20 protein-coding genes and 1 pseudogene are annotated in these 22,569 nt (G+C 69.9%); 6 read left to right on the forward strand and 15 right to left on the reverse strand.

Features of this window, described 5'->3' with window-relative positions; genetic code table 11:
* Positions 1 to 34 precede the first annotated feature (34 nt).
* Genes OP79_RS35425 through OP79_RS35440 form a run of 4 tightly spaced genes read right to left on the reverse strand, consistent with a single transcriptional unit; the run spans position 35 to position 3,394 of the window.
* Entirely contained in the window at positions 35 to 859 is an 825-nt protein-coding gene (locus tag OP79_RS35425; protein WP_033326068.1) for an ABC transporter ATP-binding protein, read from the reverse strand.
* Between the two features lie 20 nt (positions 860 to 879).
* Entirely contained in the window at positions 880 to 1,659 is a 780-nt protein-coding gene (locus OP79_RS35430; RefSeq protein ID WP_033326070.1) for an ABC transporter permease, read from the reverse strand.
* Positions 1,656 to 2,429 (reverse strand): ABC transporter permease, encoded by a 774-nt coding sequence (locus OP79_RS35435; RefSeq protein WP_033326072.1) that lies wholly within the window; start codon positions 2,427 to 2,429, stop codon positions 1,656 to 1,658. The genes OP79_RS35430 and OP79_RS35435 overlap by 4 nt, the downstream gene beginning before the upstream one ends.
* Positions 2,426 to 3,394 (reverse strand): ABC transporter substrate-binding protein, encoded by a 969-nt coding sequence (locus tag OP79_RS35440; protein ID WP_033326074.1) that lies wholly within the window; start codon positions 3,392 to 3,394, stop codon positions 2,426 to 2,428. The genes OP79_RS35435 and OP79_RS35440 overlap by 4 nt, the downstream gene beginning before the upstream one ends.
* 207 nt (positions 3,395 to 3,601) lie before the next feature.
* Between OP79_RS35440 and OP79_RS35445 the strand changes: the two genes are divergently transcribed.
* Positions 3,602 to 4,426 carry an IclR family transcriptional regulator domain-containing protein gene (locus OP79_RS35445; RefSeq protein ID WP_033326076.1) on the forward strand — a complete coding sequence of 275 codons (825 nt, stop codon included), beginning with the start codon at positions 3,602 to 3,604 and terminating at the stop codon, positions 4,424 to 4,426.
* Here the strand turns inward: OP79_RS35445 and OP79_RS35450 are convergent.
* The 7 genes from OP79_RS35450 to OP79_RS35475 all read right to left on the reverse strand — a co-directional run bounded on the left by OP79_RS35450 (position 4,377) and on the right by OP79_RS35475 (position 9,096).
* The gene (locus OP79_RS35450) at positions 4,377 to 5,321 is read right to left on the reverse strand and encodes a PDR/VanB family oxidoreductase (RefSeq protein ID WP_033326078.1); all 945 of its coding nucleotides are present in this window, start codon (positions 5,319 to 5,321) and stop codon (positions 4,377 to 4,379) included. The genes OP79_RS35445 and OP79_RS35450 overlap by 50 nt on opposite strands.
* The gene (locus OP79_RS56155; protein ID WP_169786235.1) at positions 5,318 to 5,488 is read right to left on the reverse strand and encodes a hypothetical protein; all 171 of its coding nucleotides are present in this window, start codon (positions 5,486 to 5,488) and stop codon (positions 5,318 to 5,320) included. Before OP79_RS56155 ends, OP79_RS35450 begins: the two co-directional genes overlap by 4 nt.
* Entirely contained in the window at positions 5,485 to 6,555 is a 1,071-nt protein-coding gene (locus OP79_RS35455) for an aromatic ring-hydroxylating oxygenase subunit alpha (protein ID WP_211270921.1), read from the reverse strand. The genes OP79_RS56155 and OP79_RS35455 overlap by 4 nt, the downstream gene beginning before the upstream one ends.
* A 131-nt stretch (positions 6,556 to 6,686) precedes the next feature.
* On the reverse strand, positions 6,687 to 7,604 hold the full coding sequence (locus OP79_RS35460) for an NADP-dependent oxidoreductase (protein WP_033326178.1): 918 nt from the start codon (positions 7,602 to 7,604) through the stop codon (positions 6,687 to 6,689).
* A gap of 110 nt (positions 7,605 to 7,714) precedes the next feature.
* The gene (locus OP79_RS35465; RefSeq protein WP_033326079.1) at positions 7,715 to 8,125 is read right to left on the reverse strand and encodes a (4Fe-4S)-binding protein; all 411 of its coding nucleotides are present in this window, start codon (positions 8,123 to 8,125) and stop codon (positions 7,715 to 7,717) included.
* 41 nt (positions 8,126 to 8,166) lie between these two features.
* Entirely contained in the window at positions 8,167 to 8,475 is a 309-nt protein-coding gene (locus tag OP79_RS35470; protein ID WP_033326081.1) for a GNAT family N-acetyltransferase, read from the reverse strand.
* Positions 8,476 to 8,628: 153 nt separating this feature from the next.
* Positions 8,629 to 9,096, reverse strand: a complete 468-nt coding sequence (locus tag OP79_RS35475) for a MarR family winged helix-turn-helix transcriptional regulator (RefSeq protein WP_033326083.1) — start codon at positions 9,094 to 9,096, stop codon at positions 8,629 to 8,631.
* A gap of 184 nt (positions 9,097 to 9,280) precedes the next feature.
* On the opposite strand from OP79_RS35475, the gene OP79_RS35480 reads away from it, so the two are divergent.
* The 3 genes from OP79_RS35480 to OP79_RS35490 all read left to right on the forward strand — a co-directional run bounded on the left by OP79_RS35480 (position 9,281) and on the right by OP79_RS35490 (position 14,389).
* On the forward strand, positions 9,281 to 10,231 hold the full coding sequence (locus tag OP79_RS35480) for an NmrA/HSCARG family protein (protein ID WP_033326085.1): 951 nt from the start codon (positions 9,281 to 9,283) through the stop codon (positions 10,229 to 10,231).
* A 111-nt stretch (positions 10,232 to 10,342) separates the two neighbouring features.
* Positions 10,343 to 12,082 (forward strand): pyruvate dehydrogenase, encoded by a 1,740-nt coding sequence (locus OP79_RS35485; protein WP_033326087.1) that lies wholly within the window; start codon positions 10,343 to 10,345, stop codon positions 12,080 to 12,082.
* Between the two features lie 243 nt (positions 12,083 to 12,325).
* Positions 12,326 to 14,389, forward strand: a complete 2,064-nt coding sequence (locus tag OP79_RS35490) for a phosphocholine-specific phospholipase C (RefSeq protein ID WP_033326089.1) — start codon at positions 12,326 to 12,328, stop codon at positions 14,387 to 14,389.
* A gap of 39 nt (positions 14,390 to 14,428) precedes the next feature.
* Here the strand turns inward: OP79_RS35490 and OP79_RS35495 are convergent, their stop codons facing one another.
* Complete coding sequence (locus OP79_RS35495; protein WP_033326090.1) at positions 14,429 to 15,370, reverse strand: DMT family transporter; 942 nt, start codon at positions 15,368 to 15,370, stop codon at positions 14,429 to 14,431.
* On the reverse strand, positions 15,367 to 16,164 hold the full coding sequence (locus OP79_RS35500) for a phosphatase PAP2 family protein (protein ID WP_033326092.1): 798 nt from the start codon (positions 16,162 to 16,164) through the stop codon (positions 15,367 to 15,369). The genes OP79_RS35495 and OP79_RS35500 overlap by 4 nt, the downstream gene beginning before the upstream one ends.
* A gap of 219 nt (positions 16,165 to 16,383) precedes the next feature.
* On the opposite strand from OP79_RS35500, the gene OP79_RS35505 reads away from it, so the two are divergent.
* Complete coding sequence (locus OP79_RS35505) at positions 16,384 to 17,007, forward strand: TetR/AcrR family transcriptional regulator (protein WP_033326093.1); 624 nt, start codon at positions 16,384 to 16,386, stop codon at positions 17,005 to 17,007.
* A 138-nt stretch (positions 17,008 to 17,145) separates the two neighbouring features.
* Here the strand turns inward: OP79_RS35505 and OP79_RS35510 are convergent, their stop codons facing one another.
* Positions 17,146 to 18,132: a DUF2510 domain-containing protein gene (locus OP79_RS35510; RefSeq protein ID WP_033326095.1), complete on the reverse strand. Its 987-nt coding sequence runs from the start codon at positions 18,130 to 18,132 to the stop codon at positions 17,146 to 17,148.
* Between the two features lie 284 nt (positions 18,133 to 18,416).
* Here OP79_RS35510 and OP79_RS35515 point away from each other — a divergent pair, with 284 nt between their 5' ends.
* Positions 18,417 to 21,062 carry an ATP-binding protein gene (locus OP79_RS35515; protein WP_033326097.1) on the forward strand — a complete coding sequence of 882 codons (2,646 nt, stop codon included), beginning with the start codon at positions 18,417 to 18,419 and terminating at the stop codon, positions 21,060 to 21,062.
* A 97-nt stretch (positions 21,063 to 21,159) separates the two neighbouring features.
* On the opposite strand, the pseudogene OP79_RS35520 reads toward OP79_RS35515, so the two are convergent.
* Positions 21,160 to 22,393, reverse strand: a pseudogene (locus OP79_RS35520) (carbohydrate-binding protein).
* Positions 22,394 to 22,569: the final 176 nt, after the last annotated feature.

A 22,569-nucleotide genomic window follows, 5' to 3' on the forward strand; every position in this document is an offset into this window, starting at 1 on the left:
CGCGCTACGGAGCGCCGCCAAGGCCGCTCAGGGATCAGTGAGTTGGTGGCGTGTCCGCCTTCATGTCCTTCGCGTCCTCCAGGTCCGCCGCCCTGCCGCGCTTCGCCGCCTGGATCTGCTCGTACACATGCGTCCTCAGCTCGGCGAAGCGTGGGGCCACCCGGGTGTGCAACTGGTCGCGCTCGGCGGGCAGATCGACCTTCAGCTGCTCCTGGACGACGGTCGGGGAGGCGGAGAGGATCAGCACCCGCTCGCCGAGGTACACCGCCTCGTCGATGTCGTGCGTCACGAAGAGGATCGTGATGCCCCGCTGCTGCCAGAGCCCGCGCACCAGATCCTCCAGATCGGCACGGGTCTGGGCGTCCACCGCCGCGAACGGTTCGTCCATGAGCAGCACATCCGGCTCGTACGCCAGCGCGCGGGCGATCGCCACCCGTTGCTGCATACCGCCCGACAGCTGCCACGGGTACGCGCCCGCGGCGTCGGAGAGGCCGACCGACTCCAGCGCGTCGGCGACCAGCTCACGCCGCCTGGAAGTGGTCAACTTCTTCTGCTTCAGCGGGAGTTCGACGTTGTCCCGGACCCGCATCCAGGGGAAGAGACTGCGCCCGTACTCCTGGAAGACGAACGCCATCCCAGGGGGCGGCCCGGTCACCGGGCGCCCGCCCAGCAGGACTTCACCCGACGTGGGCGTCAGCAGTCCGCTCATGCACTTCAGCAGCGTCGTCTTGCCGCAGCCCGACGGCCCGACGAGACAGACGAGTTCGCCCGCGTCGACGGTGAACGTGAGGTCGCGCACCGCTTCCACGCGGCGCCCGGAACCCTCGTAGACCTTCTTGAGGCCTCGTACGTCCAGCATGGACTGCCCTTTCGCAAGCGTCACGACGACCGCCGGGAGGTGTCGCGCAGACCGTGGTACCAGCCGAGCGCCCGTCGCTCGACCAGTCGGAAGAGTACGGAGAGGACGAAGCCGAGAAGGCCGAGCAGCAGGATGCCGGTCCACATTTCGGGGATGGCGAAGTTGCGCTGGAACTGGACGATGGTGTAGCCGAGCCCGTTGCTGGACACGGACATCTCGCTGATCACCATCAGGATGATGCCGATGGACAGGGCCTGCCGCAGCCCGGCGAAGATCTGCGGGCTCGCCGACCGCAGGACCACGTGACGCAGGCGCGCCGGACCCGTGATGCCGTACGACCGGGCCGTCTCCGTCATCACCGAGTCCACCGCCCGCACGCCCTCGACCGTGTTGAGCAGGATCGGCCAGACACAGCCGCTCGCGATCACCGCGATCTTCATTGTGTCGTCGATGCCCGCGAACAGAATGATGACCGGCACGAGCACGGGCGGTGGCACCGCCCGCAGGAACTCCAGGACCGGTTCGCACACGGCCCGTACGCGGCGGTACGAGCCGATGACCGTGCCCAGTACGACCCCCACGACGGCCGCCGCCGCGTAACCGGCCAGCAGGCGCAGCAAACTGGGTAGGACGTCGGCGCGCAGCTGCTCACCCGTCCACACGTCCGGGAACGTGGTGAGGATCGTGCGCAGCGGCGGCCAGTACACGTCGGTGCTGCCGTCGGAGGCGAACCACCAGGCGGTCACCAGCAGCAGGGGCAGCGCGAGGACGAAGAACAGTTGCAGGGCAAGGCGCTTCACACCGCCACCTCCCCGCGCACCGACTGGTGCCAGGCCAGCGCCCGGCGCTCCACCGTGCGCGCGCCCACGTTGATCAGCAGCCCGAGCACCCCGGTGACCACCACCAGCGCGTACATCTCCGGCACCGCCTGCGAGCTCTGGGCGACAGCGATGCGTCGGCCCAACCCCGGTGCGCCGATGACGAGTTCGGCGGTCACCGCCAGGATCAGAGCGACCGCCGCGGCCAGCCGGACACCCGTCATGACGTACGGCAGGGCCGTGGGCCACAGGACGTGGCGGACCCGGGCCCAGGTGCCGAGGCCGTAGGAGCGGGCCGTCTCCATGGCGACCGGGTCGACGTCCTGGACGCCGTACATCGTCTGGATCAGCACCTGCCAGAACGACGCGTAGACCACCAGCAGGAGCACCGACTGCAGTTCCGTGCCGTAGAGCAGGACCGCGAGCGGGATCAGCGCGACCGACGGGATCGGGCGCAGGAACTCGATCGTGGACGCGGTCGTCTCGCGCAGGAACGGCACGACCGAGATCACGACTCCGGCGAGGATCCCGGCCGTCACCGCGATCACGAGCCCCAGCCCCCAGCCGGTGAGCGTGTCCCCGAGCGCGGTCCAGAAGGCCTGGTCGCCGAACTCGGTGACCAGCGCGTCGGCGATGCGGGTGACCGGGGGGAAGTAGTCCTCGGAGACGATGCCGAGCCGCGGGACCGCCTCGCACAGTACGAGGAAGCCCGCGAGCCCGGCTGTGCCCAGCAGGGCGTTCTCGGCTTTCACGGCAGCAGCGCGTCCAGGTCCGGGGACTCCTTCAACTGGCCGTCCTCCTTGGCCAGTTCGGCCAGCCGCTCGATGGAGGCGCGGTTCGGCTCGGCCGGCCAGTTCGGCAGGGTCAGCTTCTCCAGCAGGGTGGCGGGGATCTTCGTGTACGTGGCGACGATCTCGCGGACCTCCTCCGGGTGGCTGTTGGCGTACTCCAGGGACTCGGCGGTCGCCTCCTGGAACTTCTTCACCAGCTCCGGGTTCTTCTGGGCGTACTGCTGGGAGGTGAAGTACATGGCCACGGTGAGGTTCGGATCCACGTCGTAGAAGCTCGCCGCGATGGCTGTGCCGCCGGCTGCCTTGACGGTGGAGAGTGCGGGTTCCGGTGTGCAGGCGGCATCGACCTGGTCGTTCTCGAGCGCGGCGGACATCTGGTCGAAGGGCATCTCGACGAACTGGAGCTTGGAGGGGTCGCCGCCGTCCTTGCGGACCGACTCCTTGATCGAGGTGTCGCAGATGTTGTTGAGCGCGTTGACCGCGACCTTCTTGCCCTCCAACTGCTTGGCGGACTTGATCGGGCTGCCCTTCTTCACCGTGGTGCCCATGAAGTCGGCACCTTCCTCGGCGGTGGAGGCGACACCGTTCGCCACGACCTTGACGGGCACCTTCTTGGACTGGGCGACCAGCAGCGACGTCGTGTTGCTGAAGCCGAACTGGAACTGGCCGGAGACGACACCGGGCACGATCGCGGCCCCGCCCTGGGCGGGCGTCAGCTCCAGCTTGAGACCGCGCTCGGAGTAGAAGCCCTTCTTCTGGCCCAGATAGACGGGGGCGACGTCCAGGATGGGAATGATCCCGACCTTGACGGTGGTGGTGCCGTCGGACGCGGTTTCCCCGGCCGACTCGGTGGAACCGGACGAGCCACAGGCCGACGCGGTGACGAACACCGCTGAGACCGTCAGGCCGATGAGCAGGCGACGCATGACTCCCCCTAATGGGACAGTGCTTGGAAGAAGGGCTGTGCGCAGACCGCACAGTAGTGCTCATCGGGAACGTAGAGCGCCGCCACAAGAATGGTCAATGCCCATGACGCGCACGTCGTTGACAGTTGCCGAAGCGTGCTCTTAGCGTGCGCACAGCGCACTCTCGTGCGTACAGAACGCACCGCAGTGCGTCCTATGGAGGCGATAATGCCTGCTGCAGCCCGCGAGCCGCACTTCGTGCAGTCCTTCGAGCGTGGCCTCGCGGTCATCCGCGCCTTCGACGCCGACCATCCGGAACTGACCCTCAGCGACGTGGCACGCGCCTGCGAACTGACCCGCGCCGCCGCCCGCCGCTTCCTGCTCACTCTCGTCGACCTGGGATACGTCCACACGGACGGGCGGATGTTCCGGCTCACCCCGCGCGTCCTGGAACTCGGCTACTCGTACCTGTCCAGTTTCACCCTCCCGGAGATCGCCGAGCCCCATCTGGAGCAACTCGTCGCGCAGATACGGGAGTCGTCGTCCCTGTGCGTCCTCGACGACGACGACATCGTCTACGTGGCGCGCGTACCCACGCGCCGCATCATGACCGCGACGATCACCGTCGGCACCCGCTTCCCGGCGTATGTCACGTCGGTGGGCCGGGTGATCCTCGCGCACCTGCCGGACGAGGAGATCGACGCCCGGCTCGCCCGCGCCGACCTGCGGCCCTTCACCGCCCGCACGATCGTCTCGGCCGGGCCGCTGCGCGCCGAACTGCGCCGCATACGCCGTCAGGGGTACGCGATCGTCGACCAGGAACTGGAGGAGGGGCTGCGCTCGGTCGCCGTCCCGGTGCGTGACCGGGACGGCGAGGTCGTGGCGGCGGTCAACGTTCCCGTGCACGCCGCCCGCAACTCCGTCGAGTCCGTACGCCGTGACCTGCTGCCCCATCTGCTGGCCACGGTCGCCCGGATCGAGGCCGACCTGCGGGTCACCGGCCTCACAGGTCCAGCACGAGACGCTTCCCGGCACACCGGGACACACAGATGAGCATGGTCTCCCCGGCCTCCCGCTCCTCGTCGGTGAGGACGGAGTCACGGTGGTCGGGGGTGCCCTCGATGACATCGGTCTCGCACGTTCCGCAAGTGCCCTCGGTGCAGGAGTAGAGCACCTCGACGCCGGCGGCTCGTACGGTGTCGAGCACGGAGACGTCCGCGGGGACGGTCAGGGTGTGGCCCGACCGCTCGAGCACCACCTCGAACTCGGTGTTCTCGCCTGCCTCTTGGGCCTTCGGCTCGAAGCGCTCGACGTGCAGCGCCCCCTTCGGCCACACCGAGCACCGCTCCTCGACCGCGTCAAGGAGCGGGCCGGGTCCACAGCAGTAGACGAGCGTGTCCCCGTCCGGGTCGGCGAGAGCCGTGTCGAGGTCCAGCAGTCCCGTCTCGTCCTGCGGAGCGATCCGCACCTTGTCCCCGTACCGCGCCAACTCCTCGGTGAACGCCATGGAGTCACGGGTGCGCCCGCCGTACAGCAGCGTCCACTGCGCGCCCGCCGCCTCGGCCGCGGCCAGCATCGGCAGGATCGGGGTGATGCCGATGCCGCCCGCGACGAAGCGGTAGCGGGGGGCGGCTGCCAGGGCGAAGTGGTTGCGCGGGCCGCGGACGCGGACCTTGTCGCCCTGACTCAACTCCCCGTGGACGTAGGCGGATCCACCGCGCCCATCGGGTTCCCGGAGCACCGCGATCCGCCATACGTGCCGGTCGGCCGGGTCGCCGCACAGCGAGTACTGCCGCTCCAGGTCCGGGCCGAGCAGTACGTCGATGTGCGCGCCCGGCTCCCAGGCGGGGAGTTCCTCGCCCAGCGGATGGCGCAGGGTCAGGGCGAGTACGCCGTCGGCCGCCACATCCCGGCGGTCGACGACGAGTTCGGCTTCGTACACGGTCATGAGCTGTTTCCTTGCGGCTCGTGGCCTTGCGGGTGGGCGAGCATCCACTCCCACATCTCGATGGGGTCCTGGGCGGTGTGCTCGCGGCCGCAGTGACAGGTGCCGTGCAGGATGTCGGTGCCCGGCAGCCAGTCGATGCGGTAGATCTCGCCGGTGGGACTGCTCACTGGACCTTCTCCACGGGCTTGGCGCCCTCCTCGACCAGACGGGCGAGGATACGGCGGGCGGCCAGGCCGCCGGTGTCGATGTTGATGCTCAGTTCCTGGTACCCCGTACGCTCCGAGCCCAACGTCTTCTGCAGCAGGTTGAGCGCGGTCACGTCCTGCATGACGACCGTACGGTTGTTGCCCGCCAGGAACTCGGTGACCTCCTCGTCGTCGATCGCCCAGTCGCGCGAGACCGCCCAGAAGTCGTACACCTTGCCGTCGCCGGACGGCGTGATGCAGTACGTGATCTCGGTGTGGAAGCCGCCCGGGTCGCTGCCGTCCGCCTCGGGCAGCACACCGACCGGGGCGACCCGGCTGTGCAGCAGATAGAGGCACGGCGCGTGGTACTCGATGTCCTGCCAGCGCATGATCCGGCCCTCGATGCCGGTCGACTTGGCGTAGAACGGCGGACATTCGGCGTCGTCCATGTGCCGGCTCACGCGCACGATGCCCGCACCCTCGTCGACCTCGGTGGTGATCGGCGTCTCGGCGACCTCCGGGGTGCCGATGTACCCGCCGTGCAGATACGTCTCGTGCGAGAGGTCGAGGAGGTTGTCGACGAGGAGGCCGTAGTCGGCGTCGATGGGCTCCATGCCGCGGACGGTGGTCCAGCCGGGGGAGTCGAGGTGCTTGGCCCGCGGGATGGTCTGCGCGTCGGCGAGGTCGGGGTCACCGATCCACACCCAGATCAGGGAGTCCTGCTCGACGACGGGGTACGAGGCGACGCGCGCGGTGCGCGGCACGCGTTTCTGACCGGGCACGTACACACAGGTGCCGGTGGTGTCGTACGTGAAGCCGTGGTAGCCGCACACGATCTTGTCGCCGTCGAGGCGGGTCGGGGCCTCGGACAGCGGGTAGCGGCGGTGCACACAACGGTCGTGCAGGACGACGGGCGTCCCGTCCTCCTCGGTGCGGTAGAAGACGAGCGGCTCACCGAGGATCGTACGGCCGAGCAGATCCCGCCCGACCTCGTGCGAGTAGGCGGCGACGTACCACTGGTTCCTGGCGAAGGCGGTCATGTGCGGCATCTTTGCGGCTCCCGTCTCTGGTGGTGGTGGCATCGTCCGGGAGGACGCCACGGGACCGCAACGCCACTTCCGCCTCGCGGAAGAAGTCCCATAAACCCGCTGTTCAGAGCGGGTTCACGGGGCCGGGCGGGCTACGGCAGCAGTACGATCTTGCCGCCGACGTGTCCAGCGCGGCTCAGGTCGAGCGCGGCGGCCGCCTCCGCGAGGGGGAACGTGCGCCAGACCGGGACGTGCAGCCGTCCTTCCTCGATGAGGGGGAGGATGTCCTGCAGGGCCCGGACGCCGTTCCCGCTCGCGCCGTCCGTGTGGACCTGGACGCCCAGGCTTGCGGCGTCGAAGGCCACCAGGGTGAGGACGCGCTCGGGGCCTCCCGCGAGTTCGACGGACAGCGGGATCTCGCCGCGGCCGGAGGCGTCGAGTACGGCGTCGACTCCCTCGGGGGCGATCTCCCGCACCCGGTCGGCGAGCCGTTCGCCGTACGCGACGGAGAGTACGCCGAGCGAGCGCAGCCGCTCGTGGTTGGACTCGCTCGCGGTGCCGATCACGCGCGCTCCACGGGCCACGGCGAGCTGGGCGGTGAACGTGCCCACGCCACCGGAGGCGGCATGGATCAGCAGGGTCTCGCCCTGGGTGACCTTGAGGCGGTCGAGGACCGTCCACGCGGTTCCGCCCGAACCCGCCAGAGCTCCGGCGACATCCCAGGGAACTGTGGCCGGCTTGGTGACCAGTGCGGCGGCGTCGGCGACGGCGCTCTGGGCGTAGGCCGGGGTGAGTGAGGTGCCGAGGACCTCGTCGCCGACGGCGAAAGCGGTCACTCCCTCCCCGACCTGGTCCACCACACCGGCTATGTCGTACCCGAGGCCCGCGGGCAGATCGAGAGGCATCATCTGGCTCATGAACCCCTGCATGATCTTCCAGTCGAGCGGATTGACGCCTGCCGCCCGCACCGCGAGCCGCACTTGGCCGGGGCCCGGGGCTGGCGCCGGAACGTCCACGACGCGCAGCACCTCGGTGGTGCCGTATTCGGAGAACTGCACTGCCAGGGACATCTTGATCAGCTCCACATTCTTGCCGGGGTAAACGGTTCGGGTGAGCGCATCGGGCAAGCGGTTCGGGGATGGGGATGGGGATTTGGGCGAGGGCGGCGGTCGCCGTGGTGTCACTGGCCGCAGGAGCCGGAGTGGTCGCAGTGCGGCTGCAGTTGACTGCTCCCGCAGCCGCACAGCACCGCCCTGGTCTCGGCGTGCGTACCTTCCTGCGTGTCCAGCGACAGTTCGCCGCGCACGACCAGCTGTCCGGCAGGGGTCCGAGTGATGCGGGTGGGCCGGTCGGGAGTCTCTCCTCCGCCTGCTGCCAGTTCGTACTGCAGCGCCCCCGAGGGGCAGCGGCGTACCACTTCGGCCAGCCGATCGGCCGGGGCGGCACCGGGTTGAATCCATGGACGCCTGCTCGGGTCGAAGACCTCGGGCAGGCCCCTGATGCACTCGGTGGCGTGCAGACAGCGCCTCGCCTCGAAGGTCACGGTGATCTCCGGCGCCTCGTAGGCCTTCTTCTGGGGTCTGCCGCTCATACGGGTCTCCCTCACTGGGGTCTTCGCCCGGGCCGGCCGCGTCAGTCGCTGACCTTGCTCCGGGCCTGGTACAGCAGGTCGGTGTACTCGGGGTGGCGGCCGATCCAGCCTGCGTAGAAGGGGCAGGTGGCCAGCACTCTCAGCCGCGCGGCGCGGGCCTCGTCGAGGGAGGTGCGAACGAGCGCGGAACCGATCCCCTGGCCCTCGTGCCCCGGTGCCACCTCGGTGTGGACGAACGCGATGAGTTCCGATGTGCGGATGTACTGCGCGTAGCCCGCGAGCGCGGGTTCCCCGTCCACGCGTGCCTCGTAGCGGCCTGCTTCCGGTACGTCGATCACCTTGACGGTCACTTGTCCTCCTCGGGAACCTCGTTGATGCATCCACAGAGTAAGCCTAAAAAGGTTGATGCGTCAACCTTTAATGAGTGGCGACGGTGGCGGAGGGCTCGCTCGGAGTGGCTCTGGGGCAGGGTGTGGCCTGCGGCTTACCGCGCCGCCGTCTGCTCAGCCGCAGCCCTTGTCCAGCTCTTCGAGGATGCGGTTGGAGACCTGGGCGAGCATGGCGAGCTCTGTCGGGCTGAGCGGGTCGATGAACAGATGGCGCACTGCTTCGACATGGCGAGGAGCCGCCGTCGCGAGGGCCTCGCGGCCGACGGCGGTGACGCAGACCAGCGCCACGCGTGCGTCGGTGGGGCAGTCCTCCCGGACGACTAGACCGCGCTTGGCCATCCGGTTGACGTGGTGGGACATCCGGCTCTTCTCCCACTCCACAACCCTGGCCAGCTCCAGGACGCGCAGCCGGCCCTCGGGGGCTTCGGTGAGGTGGACAAGTACCCCGTAGTCGGCGACGGACAGGCCGGACTCGGCCTGCACCCGGCGGCCCAGCCGGCCGGCGAGCTTTTCCTGCATCCGCACGAAGCTGCGCCAAGCGTGTTGCTCGGGCTCGGAGAGCCAGTGCGTTGTCTCGGTCATGCATGTCAGTGTAAACGGATTGTTGATGCATCATCAATGGAGTGTCGAGGCGGCGCTTTCGGTCGTGGCTGGGAGTTTCAGGTCCAGGCGCGGAAGGATCTCGAGAAGGTTGACGCGTCATCGTGCTCGGCATTAGGTTCTGGTTGACGCATCAACTTCAAATCTTCGGACAGGAGCAGTAGCTATGAGTGAGCAGAAGATCATCGCGGTCGCCGGAGCGACGGGCGCCCAGGGCGGCGGCGCCGCGAGGGCGATCCTCGCCGACCCGGATTCGGGCTTCGCGGTGCGCGCGCTCACCAGGAACCCCGACTCGCCCGCCGCCCGGGAACTCGCCGCGCTCGGGGCCGAGGTCGTCCAGGCGGACTTCTACGACGAGCCGAGCGTGCACAAGGCGTTCGAGGGTGCCTACGGCGCCTTCCTGGTCACCAACTTCTGGGCGCACGGCTCGGCGGAGAAGGAAATCGAGGAGATCAACGTCCTGGTGCGGGCCGCCAAGGCCGCAGGACTGAAGCACGTGGTGTGGTCGACGCTGGAGGACACCCGCGAGCTGCTGCCGCTGGAGGACGGCCGTATGCCGGTCCTGCAGGAGAGGTACAACGTGCCGCACTTCGACGTCAAGGGTGAGGCCAACGAGCTGTTCCGCCAAGCCGGCGTGCCGACCACCTTCCTCAACACCACCTTCTACTTCCAGGGCTTCCTCAGCGCCTTCCTCCCTCAGCGCGGCGAGGACGGCGTGCTGACGGTGACCCTGCCGATGGAGGACGGCAAGCTCCTCGCCGGGGTGGACGTGGAGGACATCGGCCGGACGGCCTTCGCCGTCCTCAAGGGCGGCGCGCCGTTCATCGGCCAGACCGTGAGCCTGGCCGGCGACCATCTGACCGGTGCGCAGTACGTGGAGAAGCTGGGGGCCGTGCTCGGCGAGCCGGTGCGCTTCCAGTCCGTGCCCTACGACGTCTTCCGCTCCCTCGACATCCCGCTGGCCGAGGAGCTCGGCAACATGTTCCAGTACTACGGCGACTTCGACCAGGAGTTCACCGGCTCCCGCGATCTGAACAAGGTGCGGGAGATCAACCCGGCGCTCAAGAGCTTCGACGCCTGGCTGGCCGAGAACGCCTCGAAGATCAAGGCGGGCTGAGCGAGTCCCGCTCTCGCAGGCGCCGCGGGCACCGAGTAGTTGAAGGAGACGGCGGGCGGACCTTCGCCCGCCGTCCGGCGCTGTCGAGAAACCCGTTCAAGGAGATCCCTGGTGCGTAATCCGACCGTGGCACAGCAGTTGATCGATGTTCTGCGACAAGCAGGGGTGGAGCGGATCTACGGCGTCGTCGGCGACAGCCTCAATCCCGTCGTGGACGCGATCCGCCGTACCGACGGCATCGAGTGGATCCACGTACGCAACGAGGAAGCGGCGGCGCTGGCTGCCGCGGCCGAGGCGCAGCTCACCGGGCGGCTCGCGGTGTGCGCGGGCAGTTGCGGCCCGGGCAACACCCACCTGATCCAGGGCCTGTACGACGCGAACCGCACCGGGGCCCCGGTGCTCGCGATCGCCTCCCACATCCCGTCGAAGCAGATCGGCACCGGATTCTTCCAGGAGACGCACCCGGAGCGGCTGTTCACCGAGTGCAGCCAGTACTGCGAAATGGTGAGCCAGCCGTCACAGATGCCCCGCATGGCGCGGATCGCCATACAGCGCTCGCTGTCCGACAACGGGGTGTCGGTGCTCGTCGTGCCCGGCGACCTGTCCCACGCACCCGCCACCCACCCCACCGGATCGAGCAACTTCGTCACCGCTCGCGGCCGGGTCGTACCGCCGGCCGAACAGGTTCAGGAACTCGCGGCGAAGCTCAACGCGGCAGAGAAGGTGATGGTCTTCTGCGGTGCCGGCGTACGGGACGCGCACGCCGAAGTGATGGAACTCGCGGGCCGGGTGCACGCGCCGGTCGGGCACACGCTGCGCGGCAAGGAATGGGTCCAGCACGACAACCCGTACGACGTCGGCATGAGCGGGTTGCTCGGCTACGGCGCCTGCTACGACGCGATGCATGAGGCCGACCTGGTGGTCCTGCTCGGCACCGATTTCCCGTACGACGACTTCCTGCCGCAGGCCCGCACCGTACAGATCGACCATGACGCGGGGCGGATCGGGCGGCGGACCTCACTGGAGCTGGGCGTGCACGGCGACGTGGGCGAGACGCTGCGCGCGGTGCTGCCGCTGCTCGAGGCCAAGCGCGACCGCTCGTACCTGGACCGGACACTGCGCCACCACGCCAGGTCCCTGGAGAACGTGGTCTCCGCCTACACTCGCAACGTCGAGCACCGCATGCCGATCCACCCCGAATACCCGGCGTCGATCCTCGACGAACTCGCCGACGACGACGCGGTGTTCACCGTCGACACCGGCATGTGCAACGTGTGGGCGGCCCGCTACATCACGCCCAACGGCCGCCGCCGTGTGATCGGTTCCTTCCTGCACGGCACCATGGCCAACGCCCTCCCGCACGCCATCGGCGCCCAGTTCGCCTACCCCGACCGTCAGGTGATCTCGATGTCGGGCGATGGCGGACTCGGCATGCTCATGGGCGAGTTGCTCACCGTCAAACTGCACAACCTGCCGGTGAAGACGATCGTCTTCAACAACTCCTCGCTCGGCATGGTCAAGCTGGAGATGATGGTCGACGGCCTGCCCGACTACCAGACCGACCACGAGCCGGTGGACTACGCCGCCATCGCCGCCGGGGCCGGAATCCACTCGATCCGCATCGAGAAGCCGGGCCAGATCCGCGAAGGCCTGCGGGAGGCGCTGTCGTACGACGGACCCTGCCTGGTGGACCTGGTCACCGACCCCAACGCGCTGTCGATCCCGCCGCACATCTCCGGCGGCCAGGTGAAGGGATTCGCCTTCTCGGCAGGGCGGACGGTGCTCAACGGGGGCGTGGGGAAGATGCTCGACCTGGCAAGGGCCAATCTGCGTAATGTCCCGAGGCCGTGAACCTGAGATGTCGCACGTAGCACGCGCCTGACTCCTGAGGGGCGTTGATGATGACGTGCACGCTCTCGATCCTTGAGTTCCCTTCGGAAACCATGCCCACGGTCCCGGCGTGTTCGTAACGCGTACCGCCCTCCGTCACACAGGCGCCATGAGGCCTTCCCTGACATTCGGTGCTCTTGGAACACTCACCCCACGCAGATCCCACCGTCTCGCACCACCGTCAGGACAAGAGGTCTCCTGCCCATGTCTGAAGTGAATCGGCGTCGTTTCCTCCAACTCGCAGGCGGCACCGCGGCGTTCACCGCGCTGTCGGACAGCATCGCCAGGGCCGCGGCGATCCCCGCCGGGTATCACCGCGGCACCATCGAGGATGTCGAGCACATCGTCGTCCTCATGCAGGAGAACCGGTCCTTCGACCACTACTTCGGCTCCCTCAGAGGCGTCCGCGGCTTCGGTGACCCGCGCCCGGTCACGCTGGAGAGCGGCAAGCCGGTGTGGCACCAGTCGGACGGCACGAAGGAGGTGCTGCCCTTCCACCCGGAGGCCGACGACCTCGGCATGCAGTTCCTGGAAGGCCTGCCACACAGCTGGCCCGACGGGCAGGCCGCCTACAACGGGGGCAAGTACGACAAGTGGGTTCCCGCGAAGGGCACCACGACCATGGCGTATCTGACCCGCGAGGACATCCCCTTCCACTACGCGCTCGCCGACACCTTCACGGTCTGCGACGCGTTCTACTGCTCGTTCATCGGCTCCACCGACCCGAACCGCTACTACATGTGGACGGGGCACACCGGCAACGACGGCCAGGGCGGCGGACCCGTCATGGGCAACGACGAGCTCGGCTACGACTGGACGACCTACCCGGAGCGCCTCGAGAAGGCCGGGATCTCCTGGAAGATCTACCAGGACATCGGCGACGGCCTGGACGCCGCCGGCTCCTGGGGCTGGATCCAGGACGCCTACCGCGGCAACTACGGCGACAACTCGCTGCTGTACTTCAACAAGTACCGCAACGCGGGGCCCGGCGATCCCTGGTACGACAAGGCCCGCACCGGCACCGACGTCAAGAACGGCGACGGCTACTTCGACGTGCTGAAGGCCGACGTCAAGGCGGGCAAGCTGCCGCAGATATCCTGGATCACGGCCCCCGAGGCCTTCTCCGAACACTCCAACTGGCCCACGAACTACGGCGCCTGGTACATCGCGCAGGTCCTGGACGCGCTCACCTCCAACCCCGAGGTCTGGTCGAAGACCGCGCTGTTCATCACGTACGACGAGAACGACGGCTTCTTCGACCACGTCGTACCGCCGCTGCCGCCGCGGTCCGCCGCACAGGGCAAGTCCACGGTCGACGTCACCCTGGACCTCTACCCGGGGGCCGCGAACCGCGTCGCCGGCCCGTACGGCCTCGGCCCGCGCGTGCCGATGCTGGTCGTCTCGCCCTGGAGCAAGGGCGGTTACGTCTGCTCCGAGACCCTCGACCACACCTCGATCCTCCAGTTCATGGAGCGCCGCTTCGGGGTGCGTGAGCCGAACATCTCGCCGTGGCGGCGCACTGTCTGCGGCGACCTCACCTCCGCCTTCGACTTCTCCCGCAAGGACAGCAGGCCGGCCGCCCTGCCGGACACCGACGACTACGAACCGGCCGACCGCGAGCGCCACCCCGACTACAAGCCGACGGTCCCCGCCGATCCCAGCATGCCGAAGCAGGAGCGCGGTCTGCGCCCGGCCCGCCCCCTGAAGTACGCGCCGAGGGTGGACGGTTCCGCGGACCCGGCGGCCGGCACGTTCACGCTCACCTTCGCCTCCGGCAAGAAGGCGGGCGCCACCTTCCACGTCACCTCCGGCAACCGCACCGACGGCCCGTGGACGTACACCACCGAGGCCGGCAAGAGCGTGTCGGACACCTGGAACTCCGCGTACTCGAACGGCTCGTACGACCTCACGGTGCACGGGCCGAACGGCTTCCTGCGCACGTTCAAGGGCTCCGGCAAGGCGGCCGGACCGGAGGTCACCGCGCGGCATGCCGGGGACGACGTGGAGCTGACCTTCACGAACAAGGGCTCCGGCACGGTGACGCTCAAGCTCGGCAACAGCTATGGCGGGCGGCCCAGGACGTTCAGGGTGCGGCCGGGCGCGACCGTGCGGCACACCGTGGATCTGCGGGCGAGCAGGCGCTGGTACGACCTGACGGTCGTCGCCTCCGACACCGACAGCTCGTTCCTGCGGCGCTTCGCCGGACATGTCGAGAACGGGCGGCCGGGGGTGAGCGACCCGGCGCTCGGTGCGGACAGCGGAATCTGATCGGGAATCTGATCGGGAAGGACGCCGGCCGTACGTCGGTCAGAGCGGCGTGAGGTGTCCCGGCGTGGTCTGCCGGGGCACCAACGCCGGTTCGTACGCCGCCGATTCGGGTTTCAGCGCCAGCACCGCGGCGACCGGGTGCTGCTCCTCGGGCTCCGGAACCGAACGGGGCGAGCGGGACAGCGTCACCACGCCCCGGGCCGCGACCGCCGCCCCCGCGAGCGCGAGCAGCACACCCGCCGCTCCGCCCCGCAGGCCCTCGCCGAGCAGGGCGAGGCCGATGATCGCGGCGGCCACCGGGTTGGCCAGCGTCACCACCGCGAGGGGTGCGCCGAGGCCGCCGCGGTAGGCGGTCTGCGCCAGCAGGAGCCCGCCCGCCGCGAAGGCCGCGACCAGCAGGGCCACCACGATCACCTGCGCGCTGAGCAGCGGACCCGAGCGGTCGGTCGCGGCCACCGTCACGGTCTGCGTGAGCGCGGAGGCGACGCCCGAGGCGAAGCCGGACGCGGTCGCGTGCCGTAGCCCGGGGTGTGCACCCGGCCGGGACAGGGCACCGATCACGACCGCGGTCACGCCCGCGACGGCGAGGGCCTCCGGCACGCTCAGTACGTCGTCGGGCGCCGGCCCGGACGCCGTGACGAGCAGCGCGGCGAGCCCGGCCAGTGTGAGCGCCGTACCGCGCCACTCGACGGCACTGACCCGCCGCCCCGCCACCCGCGCGCCCAGCGGCACCGCGGCGACCAGCGTGAGCGCGCCGAGCGGCTGGACCAGGGTGAGCGGTCCGTACTTGAGGGCGGCCACGTGCAGCAGCGCGGCGGACGCGTTGAGCGCGACCGACCCCCACCAGGCGCCGCTGCCGAGGAGGCGCAGCACACCGGAGTCGGAGGTCCGGGAGGCCAGCCGCTCCTGGGCCACGGCTGCCGCGGCGTAAGCGACGGACGAGAAGAGGGACAGGACCACGGCGAGGACGGTGGCGTTCATCGGACGGCTCCCACGAGTTCCGGTGCCTTGGCCGGTGCCATGGGCTTCGAGGGTTCGTTCGCGGTCGTCGTCCGGTGCGGCAGACGCACCACCGCGAGTACGCCGCCCAGCAGCGCCGCCGCCACGGCCGCGTCGAGCCAGTAGTGATTGGCCGTACCGACGATCACCAGCAGGGTGAGCAGCGGATGCAACAACCACAGCCAGCGCAGGCGTGACCTGGTGGCGACGATCAGGCCGATCGCCACCATCAGCGCCCACCCGAAGTGCAGCGACGGCATCGCCGCGAACTGGTTCGACAGCGAGTCCGCCTCCGGCGAGGCCCCGTACACCGTCGGCCCGTACATCTGCCCGGTGTCCACGAGGCCCGCCATGCCGAGCATCCGCGGCGGGGCGAGCGGGAACGTGAGGTGCACCACCAGGGCGGCGGCGGTGATCGCGGCCAGGGCGCGGCGGGCCCAGACGTAGTGCTTGGGGCGGCGCAGGTACAGCCAGATCAGGAAGGCCGCGGTGGCGGGGAAGTGCACGGTCGCGTAATAGGTGTTGGCGAGGTGCACGAGGGTGTCGCCGTTCAGCAGTGCGGACTGTACGGCGCCCTCGCCGGGCAGGTGCAGGGCCCGCTCCAGGTCCCAGACGTGGTCCGCGTTGCGGAAGGCCTCGTCGGTGTGGCCCGTCGCCAGCAGCCGGCCGAGCTTGTAGACGAGGAAGAGTCCCGCGACGAGCAGGAGCTCACGGAAGAGGGGCGGCCGCTGTATCGCGGTGACCCCGTCTCTTGCAGGCTTGGTTCGCGCTGCCATCCCCGGCCCCTTTGCTGTCCCATGGCTCATCGATACGCCACTGTACCGATACGACTTAGTATCGATACGCCACTGTACCGATACGACTTAGTATCGATACGCCACTGTACCGAAACGATTCTGTTTCGGTACAGTGGCGTATCGATGGACCTACGTCACACTGGAAGCAGGCCACGGAAGCAGGTACCGGGCCCCGGCCACGAGCGAGGAGACGAGCCCATGACGCCGCAGGCAGCGCACGAACCGGAGACGGTCGTCGCAGCGCGCCGCTCCAAGCTCACGCCCGAGCGTGAGCGGGAGTTCTTCGATGCCGCGATCGAGCAGATCCGCGAGTGCGGCTACGACGCGCTGAGCATGGAGGGCATCGCCGCCAGCACCAGGTGCAGCAAGTCCACGCTCTACCGGCAGTGGAAGACGAAGCCCCAGTTCGTGGCGGCGGCGCTGCGCGCCAACCACTGTCCACGGCTCGCGGGCATCGACACCGGCTCCCTCGCCGGCGATCTGCGCGCCGCGGCACGGGCCGCGGGCGAGCGTTCCGACGACGACACCAAGCTGGTGCAGGCTCTCGGGCACGCGGTCATGCAGGACGAGGAACTGCAGTGCGCACTGCGCGACGCGCTCATCGAACCCGAGCGCGCGGCACTCAAGGAGATGCTCCAGCGCGCGGTCGACCGCGGCGAGATCGCCGCAGACCATCCGGCCCTGGAGTTCGTGCCCGCGCAGCTGCTCGGCATGATCCGGGTCCGCCCGGTCCTGGAGGGGCGGTACGCGGACGCCGACTATCTCGTCCGTTACGTGGACGCCGCCCTGATCCCCGCCCTCGGACTGCCGGAGGTCACCTGAGACTCAGGCCGTCGGCTCCGTGGGACGACACCGGACGACGGCCTGATCGCGCCGCACCGTGGGGACGGGGGCGGCGCGCACCCCCGGCCGGGTGGGTGCCTCCAGAGCAGAGAGGCACCCCACCCGGCCGGATCCATGTCAGACCCGCTCCCCGCTGCCGCCACTGCCCTCGGCCTCCTTGATGCCCTTGGTGATCTCGTCGATAACGGACAGCTTCGGGGCCTTCTCGTTCTCGTCGAAGCCGAAGCGGACGATCACGAGCATCTTCGGGTTGGCGGGGGAGGGGAAGGCGAGCGACTCCACATAGCCGTCGTCGCCCTTGCTGGTGACGACCTTCCAGCGGACCGCGTAGCCCTTCTCGCCCGCCACGGTCACCGCCTTGGAGGCGAGTTCGTCATGCGAGGTGATCTTGCCGTAGGTCGCGCCGCCGTACGATTCCTGGGCGTTCTTGGAGATGTCCTCCTTCGCCGCCGCCTCGGCGGTGGTCGCCTTGATCTCCAGGGCCGCGGCTGGCGCCGAGTTGGCCCCGCCGCGCACACACTGCTGAGACGTGTCACCGGGACAGGGGTACGGCTCTGTCGACACCGAGCCTCCGACCTGCCTGGACGTGCCGGTCCAGCCGTCGGGCACGGGAATGCTGATGCCGCTCAGCGCGTCGGTGGCGTAACCCTCCTCGGTCTGCGGTCGTTCGGGCTGCCCCGGAGCCCCGCTCTCACCGCCGTCCGGCCCGCCCTGACCGCCGCCGTCCTGCCCCTGGGGGCCGGGAGAGGTGGGTGCCGGGCGGGCGTTGCTCTGATCGCCGCCGCCCGAACCGTCGCCCGCGGTCAGCGCGTACACCCCGCCGCCTATGCCCGCGAGGACCACCACCGCCGCGGCGATCGCGATGCCCATCCGCAGGCCGCGGCGCGGAGAGCCGGACGGCGGGCCCGGATACGCCCCGGCGGACGGCGCACCCGGGTACGTCCCGGCGTACGCCGCGTACGCCGGCGGCCCCCATCCGGCCGCCGCGTCGGCGGGACGGGTCTGCTCCGTCCACGCCTCTCCGTCCCACCAGCGCTGTGTGGCGGGGCCGTCACTTGTCTGCCCGGGGTCGGGGTACCAGCCGGGAGGAGTCGCGTGGGTCATGGGGACACCGTATGCGGCTCGTGTGAAAGCGGGATGAGAGGACCCGGCCAACAGTCCAATGTATTCGGGCCGACTGCCCGGGCATCCCTCCGACTCTCGCGTGCAGCCCGCCTGTTGACGCTCGACAACATTCGCCGGGCCTGGTCGACGGCCCGTTCCGTCGCCTCTCGTCCGCGACCGTCACCCATGTCGGCAACAGGTGGTCCGACCAGGCGCCAGGACGGCTCGGGGAGGACTAGGCTCGTGGCCTGTACGTCATTTGGGCGACCTGGGGAGGTAGCGGGATGACGGAGTCTCCCCTCCGGGAGCGCGACGCGGAACTCTCCGCGATCGCGGAGGCCGTCGACGAGCTGTGCGCCGGGTCGGCCGCGGGCAGCGTGCTGGTGTTCAGCGGCGAGGCCGGCATCGGAAAGACCGCACTGCTCGCCGAGGCCCGCCGGATGGCGTTGGACCGTCGCTGCACGGTGTGGTCGGCGCGTGGCGGCGAGACCCTCACGTCCGTTCCCTTCAATGTCGTACGGCAGTTGCTGCAGCCCGCGCTCGTCTCGCTCATGCCGGACGAGGCGCGCGAGTACTTCGGCGACTGGTACGACATCGCCGGACCCGCCCTCGGCATAGCCGAAGCGGGCGAGCGCCGGCCCGATCCGCAGTACGTGTGCGACGGACTGGTCGCGGCGGTGCGCAGGCTCGCCCGGCGCGAGTGGCCGCTGGTGCTGCTCGTGGACGACGCGCACTGGTCCGACGAGGAGACCCTGCACTGGCTGGCCGCGTTCACCGACCGCCTCGACGACCTGCCCGTCCTCGTCGTGGTCGCCCGCCCCCCCGCAGGAGCCACCGGCGAGAGCGCCCGCCATCTCGACGCGATCGGCTCCAAGGCCGACCGGACCGCCACCCTGCGCGCGCTGACACCGGACGCCACGGCCGCACTCACCCGCGCCACGCTCGGCGAACACGCCGACACCCCGTTCTGCCGCGAGGTGTGGGCGGTCACCGGCGGCAACCCGTACGAGACCGTGGAACTCCTCGCCAAAGTCCAGGACAGCGACCTCCAACCGGTCGAGAGCTCGGCCACCGAACTACGCGGACTCAACCGGTCGGCGCGCGGCCGAGGCCTGGTCGACCGCCTCGAAGGCCTCGGCGTCGACGCCACCCGCTTCGCCTGGGCCGCCGCGATCCTCGGCACCCGGATCTCCCTCGACCTCGCGGCCGAACTCGCCGGGATGCCGCTGGACGAGGCAGAGCGCTGCGCGGAGCTGCTGGGCGCGGCCCGTATCCTCACCGGCGCCGACCGGGCGAACGGCGAAGTGACCGACGGCGAGCTGGAGTTCGTCCATCCGCTGATCGCCGGCGCCGTCTACCGCTCGATTCCGGACGGCCTGCGCACCGCGATGCACGGCGTGGCCGCCTCGGTCGTCACCGCCTCGGGCCTTGGTGCCGCGGCGGCCTCCCGCCATCTCCTCGAAGTACACCCGGACGACGACCCCGAACTCGTCGAGCAGATGCGCGAGGCCGCCCGCGAGCACCTCGCCGTCGGCGCCCCGGAGGCGGCCCGCCGCTGTCTGGAGCGCGCCCTGCTCGAACCCCCGCTGCCCGAGGTCCACGCGCGCGTGCTCTACGAGTTGGGCTGCGCCACCCTCCTCACCTCACCGGCCACCACGATCCAGCACCTGCGCGAAGCGCTCACCCTGCACGGCCTCGATCGCGAACTGCGCGTGGACGCCGTCTGTCGTCTCGCCCAGGCGCTCGTCCACAACGACCAGTTGGAAGAGGCCGTCCGCACCATCGACGAGGAGGTCACCCGGCAGAAGCCGGGCCCCGACCGGATGCGGCTGCAGGCCGTGCACTACATGTGGGAGGGCCTCCACGCCGGCGAACAGGACGCGCCCGGCCGCTCCCGCCGCCTCGCCGAACTCGTCAAGCCGCTCACCGGCCGCGACAACTCCGAGCGCGCCCTGCTCATCCTGCGCGCCTTCGACGCCACGACCCGCGGGGAGAACGCCGAGGAGGTCGTCGAACTGTGCGACCGCGCCCTCGTCAACGGCCGCCTCGCGCCCGGACTCGGCTGGACCGACACCGAGTGGACCTTCGAGCTCCTGATGATGCTCGGCGTCTCGTACACGCTCGCGGACCGCCTCGACCGCGCCGAGAGCCTCTTCGCCGACGCCCGGCGGTCGTACGAGATCGCCGGCTGGAGCGGCGGCCATCTCGCCCTCGCGCACGCCTACGGCGGCTATGTGCACCGCAGACGGGGCCGCCTGAGGGACGCGGAGGACTTCCTGCGCGAGTCGCTGCGGCTCGTCGACCGTGTGGGCCGGCGCCTGCCCATGCACTGGTCGGTGGTCTGCATGCTCATCGACACGCTGCTCGCCCGCGGCCACGTCGACGAGGCCGAGGAGATCGCCGAGCGGTACGCCTTCGAGCCGCCCCACCCCTCCACGAACGTCACTCCCGACACCCACTCCATCCGCGGCCGCCTCCTGATCGCCACCGGGCGCCTCGAGGAGGGCGTGAACGAGCTGGAGGTCGCCGAGAAAATGGCCGCCTCCCGCGGCGGTCACAACACCGTGATGGCACCCTGGGCCGGCGAACTCGCCCGGGCACTCGCCGCCTCGGACCCCCGGCGCGCCGCGGAGATCACCGCCGACCTCCGCGCCCAGGCCGAGCGCTTCGGCACCGACACGGCCATAGGAGAAGCCCTCCGCTGCGCCGCCGCCCTGGAGACCGGCCCCCGCGCGGTCGCCCTCCACGCCCGGGCCGCCGCCTATCTGGAAGCGTCCCCCTCCTCCTACGAACACGCCCTGGCCCGCGTCGACTACGGCATCGCGTCCCGCTCCGTGTCGGAACTCGAGCATGGCTTGACCCTGGCCCGGTCCTGCGGCGCGGACGGCCTGGTGACGAGGGCGCGGGAGGCGCTGGAGAGGCTGCGCTGACTGTTTTGTCGGCCCGGCCGGGAGGGTCCGGCCGGGCCGAGTGGGGCCGGTGCCGGATTCTGTGCGGTCGGCCCGCATCATCCGGTCAACAAGCCATTCAGCGGCCGAAGTTGAACCAGTTGACGTTGACGAACTCCTGGGACTGGCCGCTGGTGAAGGTGAGGTAGACGTCGTGGGTGCCCGTGACGCCGCTGATGTTCGCCGGGATCGTGCGCCAGGACTGCCAGCCGCCCGTGTTGCCGACGGCGAAGCTGCCGACGGGGGTACTCGTACGGCTGTCGAGGCGGACCTCGACCAGGCCGCTGACGCCCGATGCGGCACCGCTGGCGACGCGGGCCTGGAACTGGGTGGCCGTCGTGGAGCCGAAGGTGACGCCCCGGTAGAGCGCCCAGTCGCCGCCCGCGAGGGCGCCGATGTTCTGGCCGCCGCCCGAGTCGGAGGTGGACTCGGTGCTCACGCCGCTCTGGCTGTCGTACGACTCGGCCTGGATGGCGCTGTACGCGTCACGGTTGCCCGACGGCGGGGGCGTGGTACCGCTCCCACTGGCCGACAGCACCTGGACGTAGTCGACGACCATGGGGTGGCCGGGCTGTGTGTCGTTGTCCAGACCGCCGCCGAACGCGGCCGGGAAGGCGCCGCCCATCGCCACGTTCAGGATGATGAAGAAGCCGTGGTCGGTGGCGTTGGCCCACGTCGTCGCGTCCACCTGGTTCGCCGTGACCGTGTGGAAGTTGGTGCCGTCGACGTAGAAGCGGATCGCCTCCGGGCTCACCGAGCGGTCCCACTCCATGGAGTAGGTGTGGAAGCCCGACTGGCATGTGGTGTTGGGGCACGTCGTGTTGCCGGCGAGACCGGTGGTCTCGTTGCACGGGCCGCCCGGGTTGGTGCCGCAGTGCATCGTGGCCCACACGCGGTTGAGGCCCTGGACGTTCTCCATGATGTCCAGCTCGCCGACGCTCGGCCAGTTCTGGTAGTTGCCGCGGTAGGGCGCGCCCAGCATCCAGAACGCGGGCCAGTAGCCCTCGGCGGCGGTGCCGGTGACGTTCGGCATCTGGAGGCGGGCCTCGACGCGGAGCTTGCCGCCCGCCGGGGGCTCGAAGTCGGTGCGGTTGGTCTCGATGCGGCCGGAGGTCCAGTTGCCGGAGGCGTCGCGGCGGGGCGTGATGCGGAGGTTGCCGTTGCCGTCGAGGGGGCGGCGGGGGTGCGGTCGCCTGCGCGGCCGAGGCTCCGGCCGCGGCCAGGCTCAGCGCGCTGACGAGGGCGAGGAGTGTGCGCCGGAGAGGGCCGCGTCTCGCGGTTCCGGGGGCTGTCGCTCTGAGGGTTGTCCTCATGAATACCTCTTTGTGTACGGAGTGAGGTGCGCGGGTGGTGGTGAGAGCGCCCTGGGGAAGGCCGTTCTTGAGAGCGCTCTCAACAAGAGGTGCGGGGTCAATGTGCTCCCGGTCACGCGAGCCGTCAAGAGGTGAAGCGGTGAAACTTCCTTGCGGGAGGGCGAGTTCAGGTTCTG

Origin of the sequence: Streptomyces yerevanensis, assembly GCF_000716805.1 — a bacterium.
Lineage (GTDB): Bacteria > Actinomycetota > Actinomycetes > Streptomycetales > Streptomycetaceae > Streptomyces > Streptomyces flaveus.

Bases quoted from the DNA above. Each gene is read 5' to 3' on its own strand.
- OP79_RS35510 (WP_033326095.1), bottom strand. From the start codon at position 18,132: ATGACCCACGCGACTCCTCCCGGCTGGTACCCCGACCCCGGGCAGACA.
- OP79_RS35495 (WP_033326090.1), bottom strand. From the start codon at position 15,370: ATGAACGCCACCGTCCTCGCCGTGGTCCTGTCCCTCTTCTCGTCCGTC.
- OP79_RS35475 (WP_033326083.1), bottom strand. From the start codon at position 9,096: ATGACCGAGACAACGCACTGGCTCTCCGAGCCCGAGCAACACGCTTGG.
- OP79_RS35490 (WP_033326089.1), top strand. From the start codon at position 12,326: ATGTCTGAAGTGAATCGGCGTCGTTTCCTCCAACTCGCAGGCGGCACC.
- OP79_RS35500 (WP_033326092.1), bottom strand. From the start codon at position 16,164: ATGGCAGCGCGAACCAAGCCTGCAAGAGACGGGGTCACCGCGATACAG.
- OP79_RS35455 (WP_211270921.1), bottom strand. From the start codon at position 6,555: ATGCCGCACATGACCGCCTTCGCCAGGAACCAGTGGTACGTCGCCGCC.
- OP79_RS35460 (WP_033326178.1), bottom strand. From the start codon at position 7,604: ATGTCCCTGGCAGTGCAGTTCTCCGAATACGGCACCACCGAGGTGCTG.
- OP79_RS35425 (WP_033326068.1), bottom strand. From the start codon at position 859: ATGCTGGACGTACGAGGCCTCAAGAAGGTCTACGAGGGTTCCGGGCGC.
- OP79_RS35515 (WP_033326097.1), top strand. From the start codon at position 18,417: ATGACGGAGTCTCCCCTCCGGGAGCGCGACGCGGAACTCTCCGCGATC.
- OP79_RS35465 (WP_033326079.1), bottom strand. From the start codon at position 8,125: ATGAGCGGCAGACCCCAGAAGAAGGCCTACGAGGCGCCGGAGATCACC.
- OP79_RS35450 (WP_033326078.1), bottom strand. From the start codon at position 5,321: ATGACCGTGTACGAAGCCGAACTCGTCGTCGACCGCCGGGATGTGGCG.
- OP79_RS35440 (WP_033326074.1), bottom strand. From the start codon at position 3,394: ATGCGTCGCCTGCTCATCGGCCTGACGGTCTCAGCGGTGTTCGTCACC.
- OP79_RS35480 (WP_033326085.1), top strand. From the start codon at position 9,281: ATGAGTGAGCAGAAGATCATCGCGGTCGCCGGAGCGACGGGCGCCCAG.
- OP79_RS35445 (WP_033326076.1), top strand. From the start codon at position 3,602: ATGCCTGCTGCAGCCCGCGAGCCGCACTTCGTGCAGTCCTTCGAGCGT.
- OP79_RS35505 (WP_033326093.1), top strand. From the start codon at position 16,384: ATGACGCCGCAGGCAGCGCACGAACCGGAGACGGTCGTCGCAGCGCGC.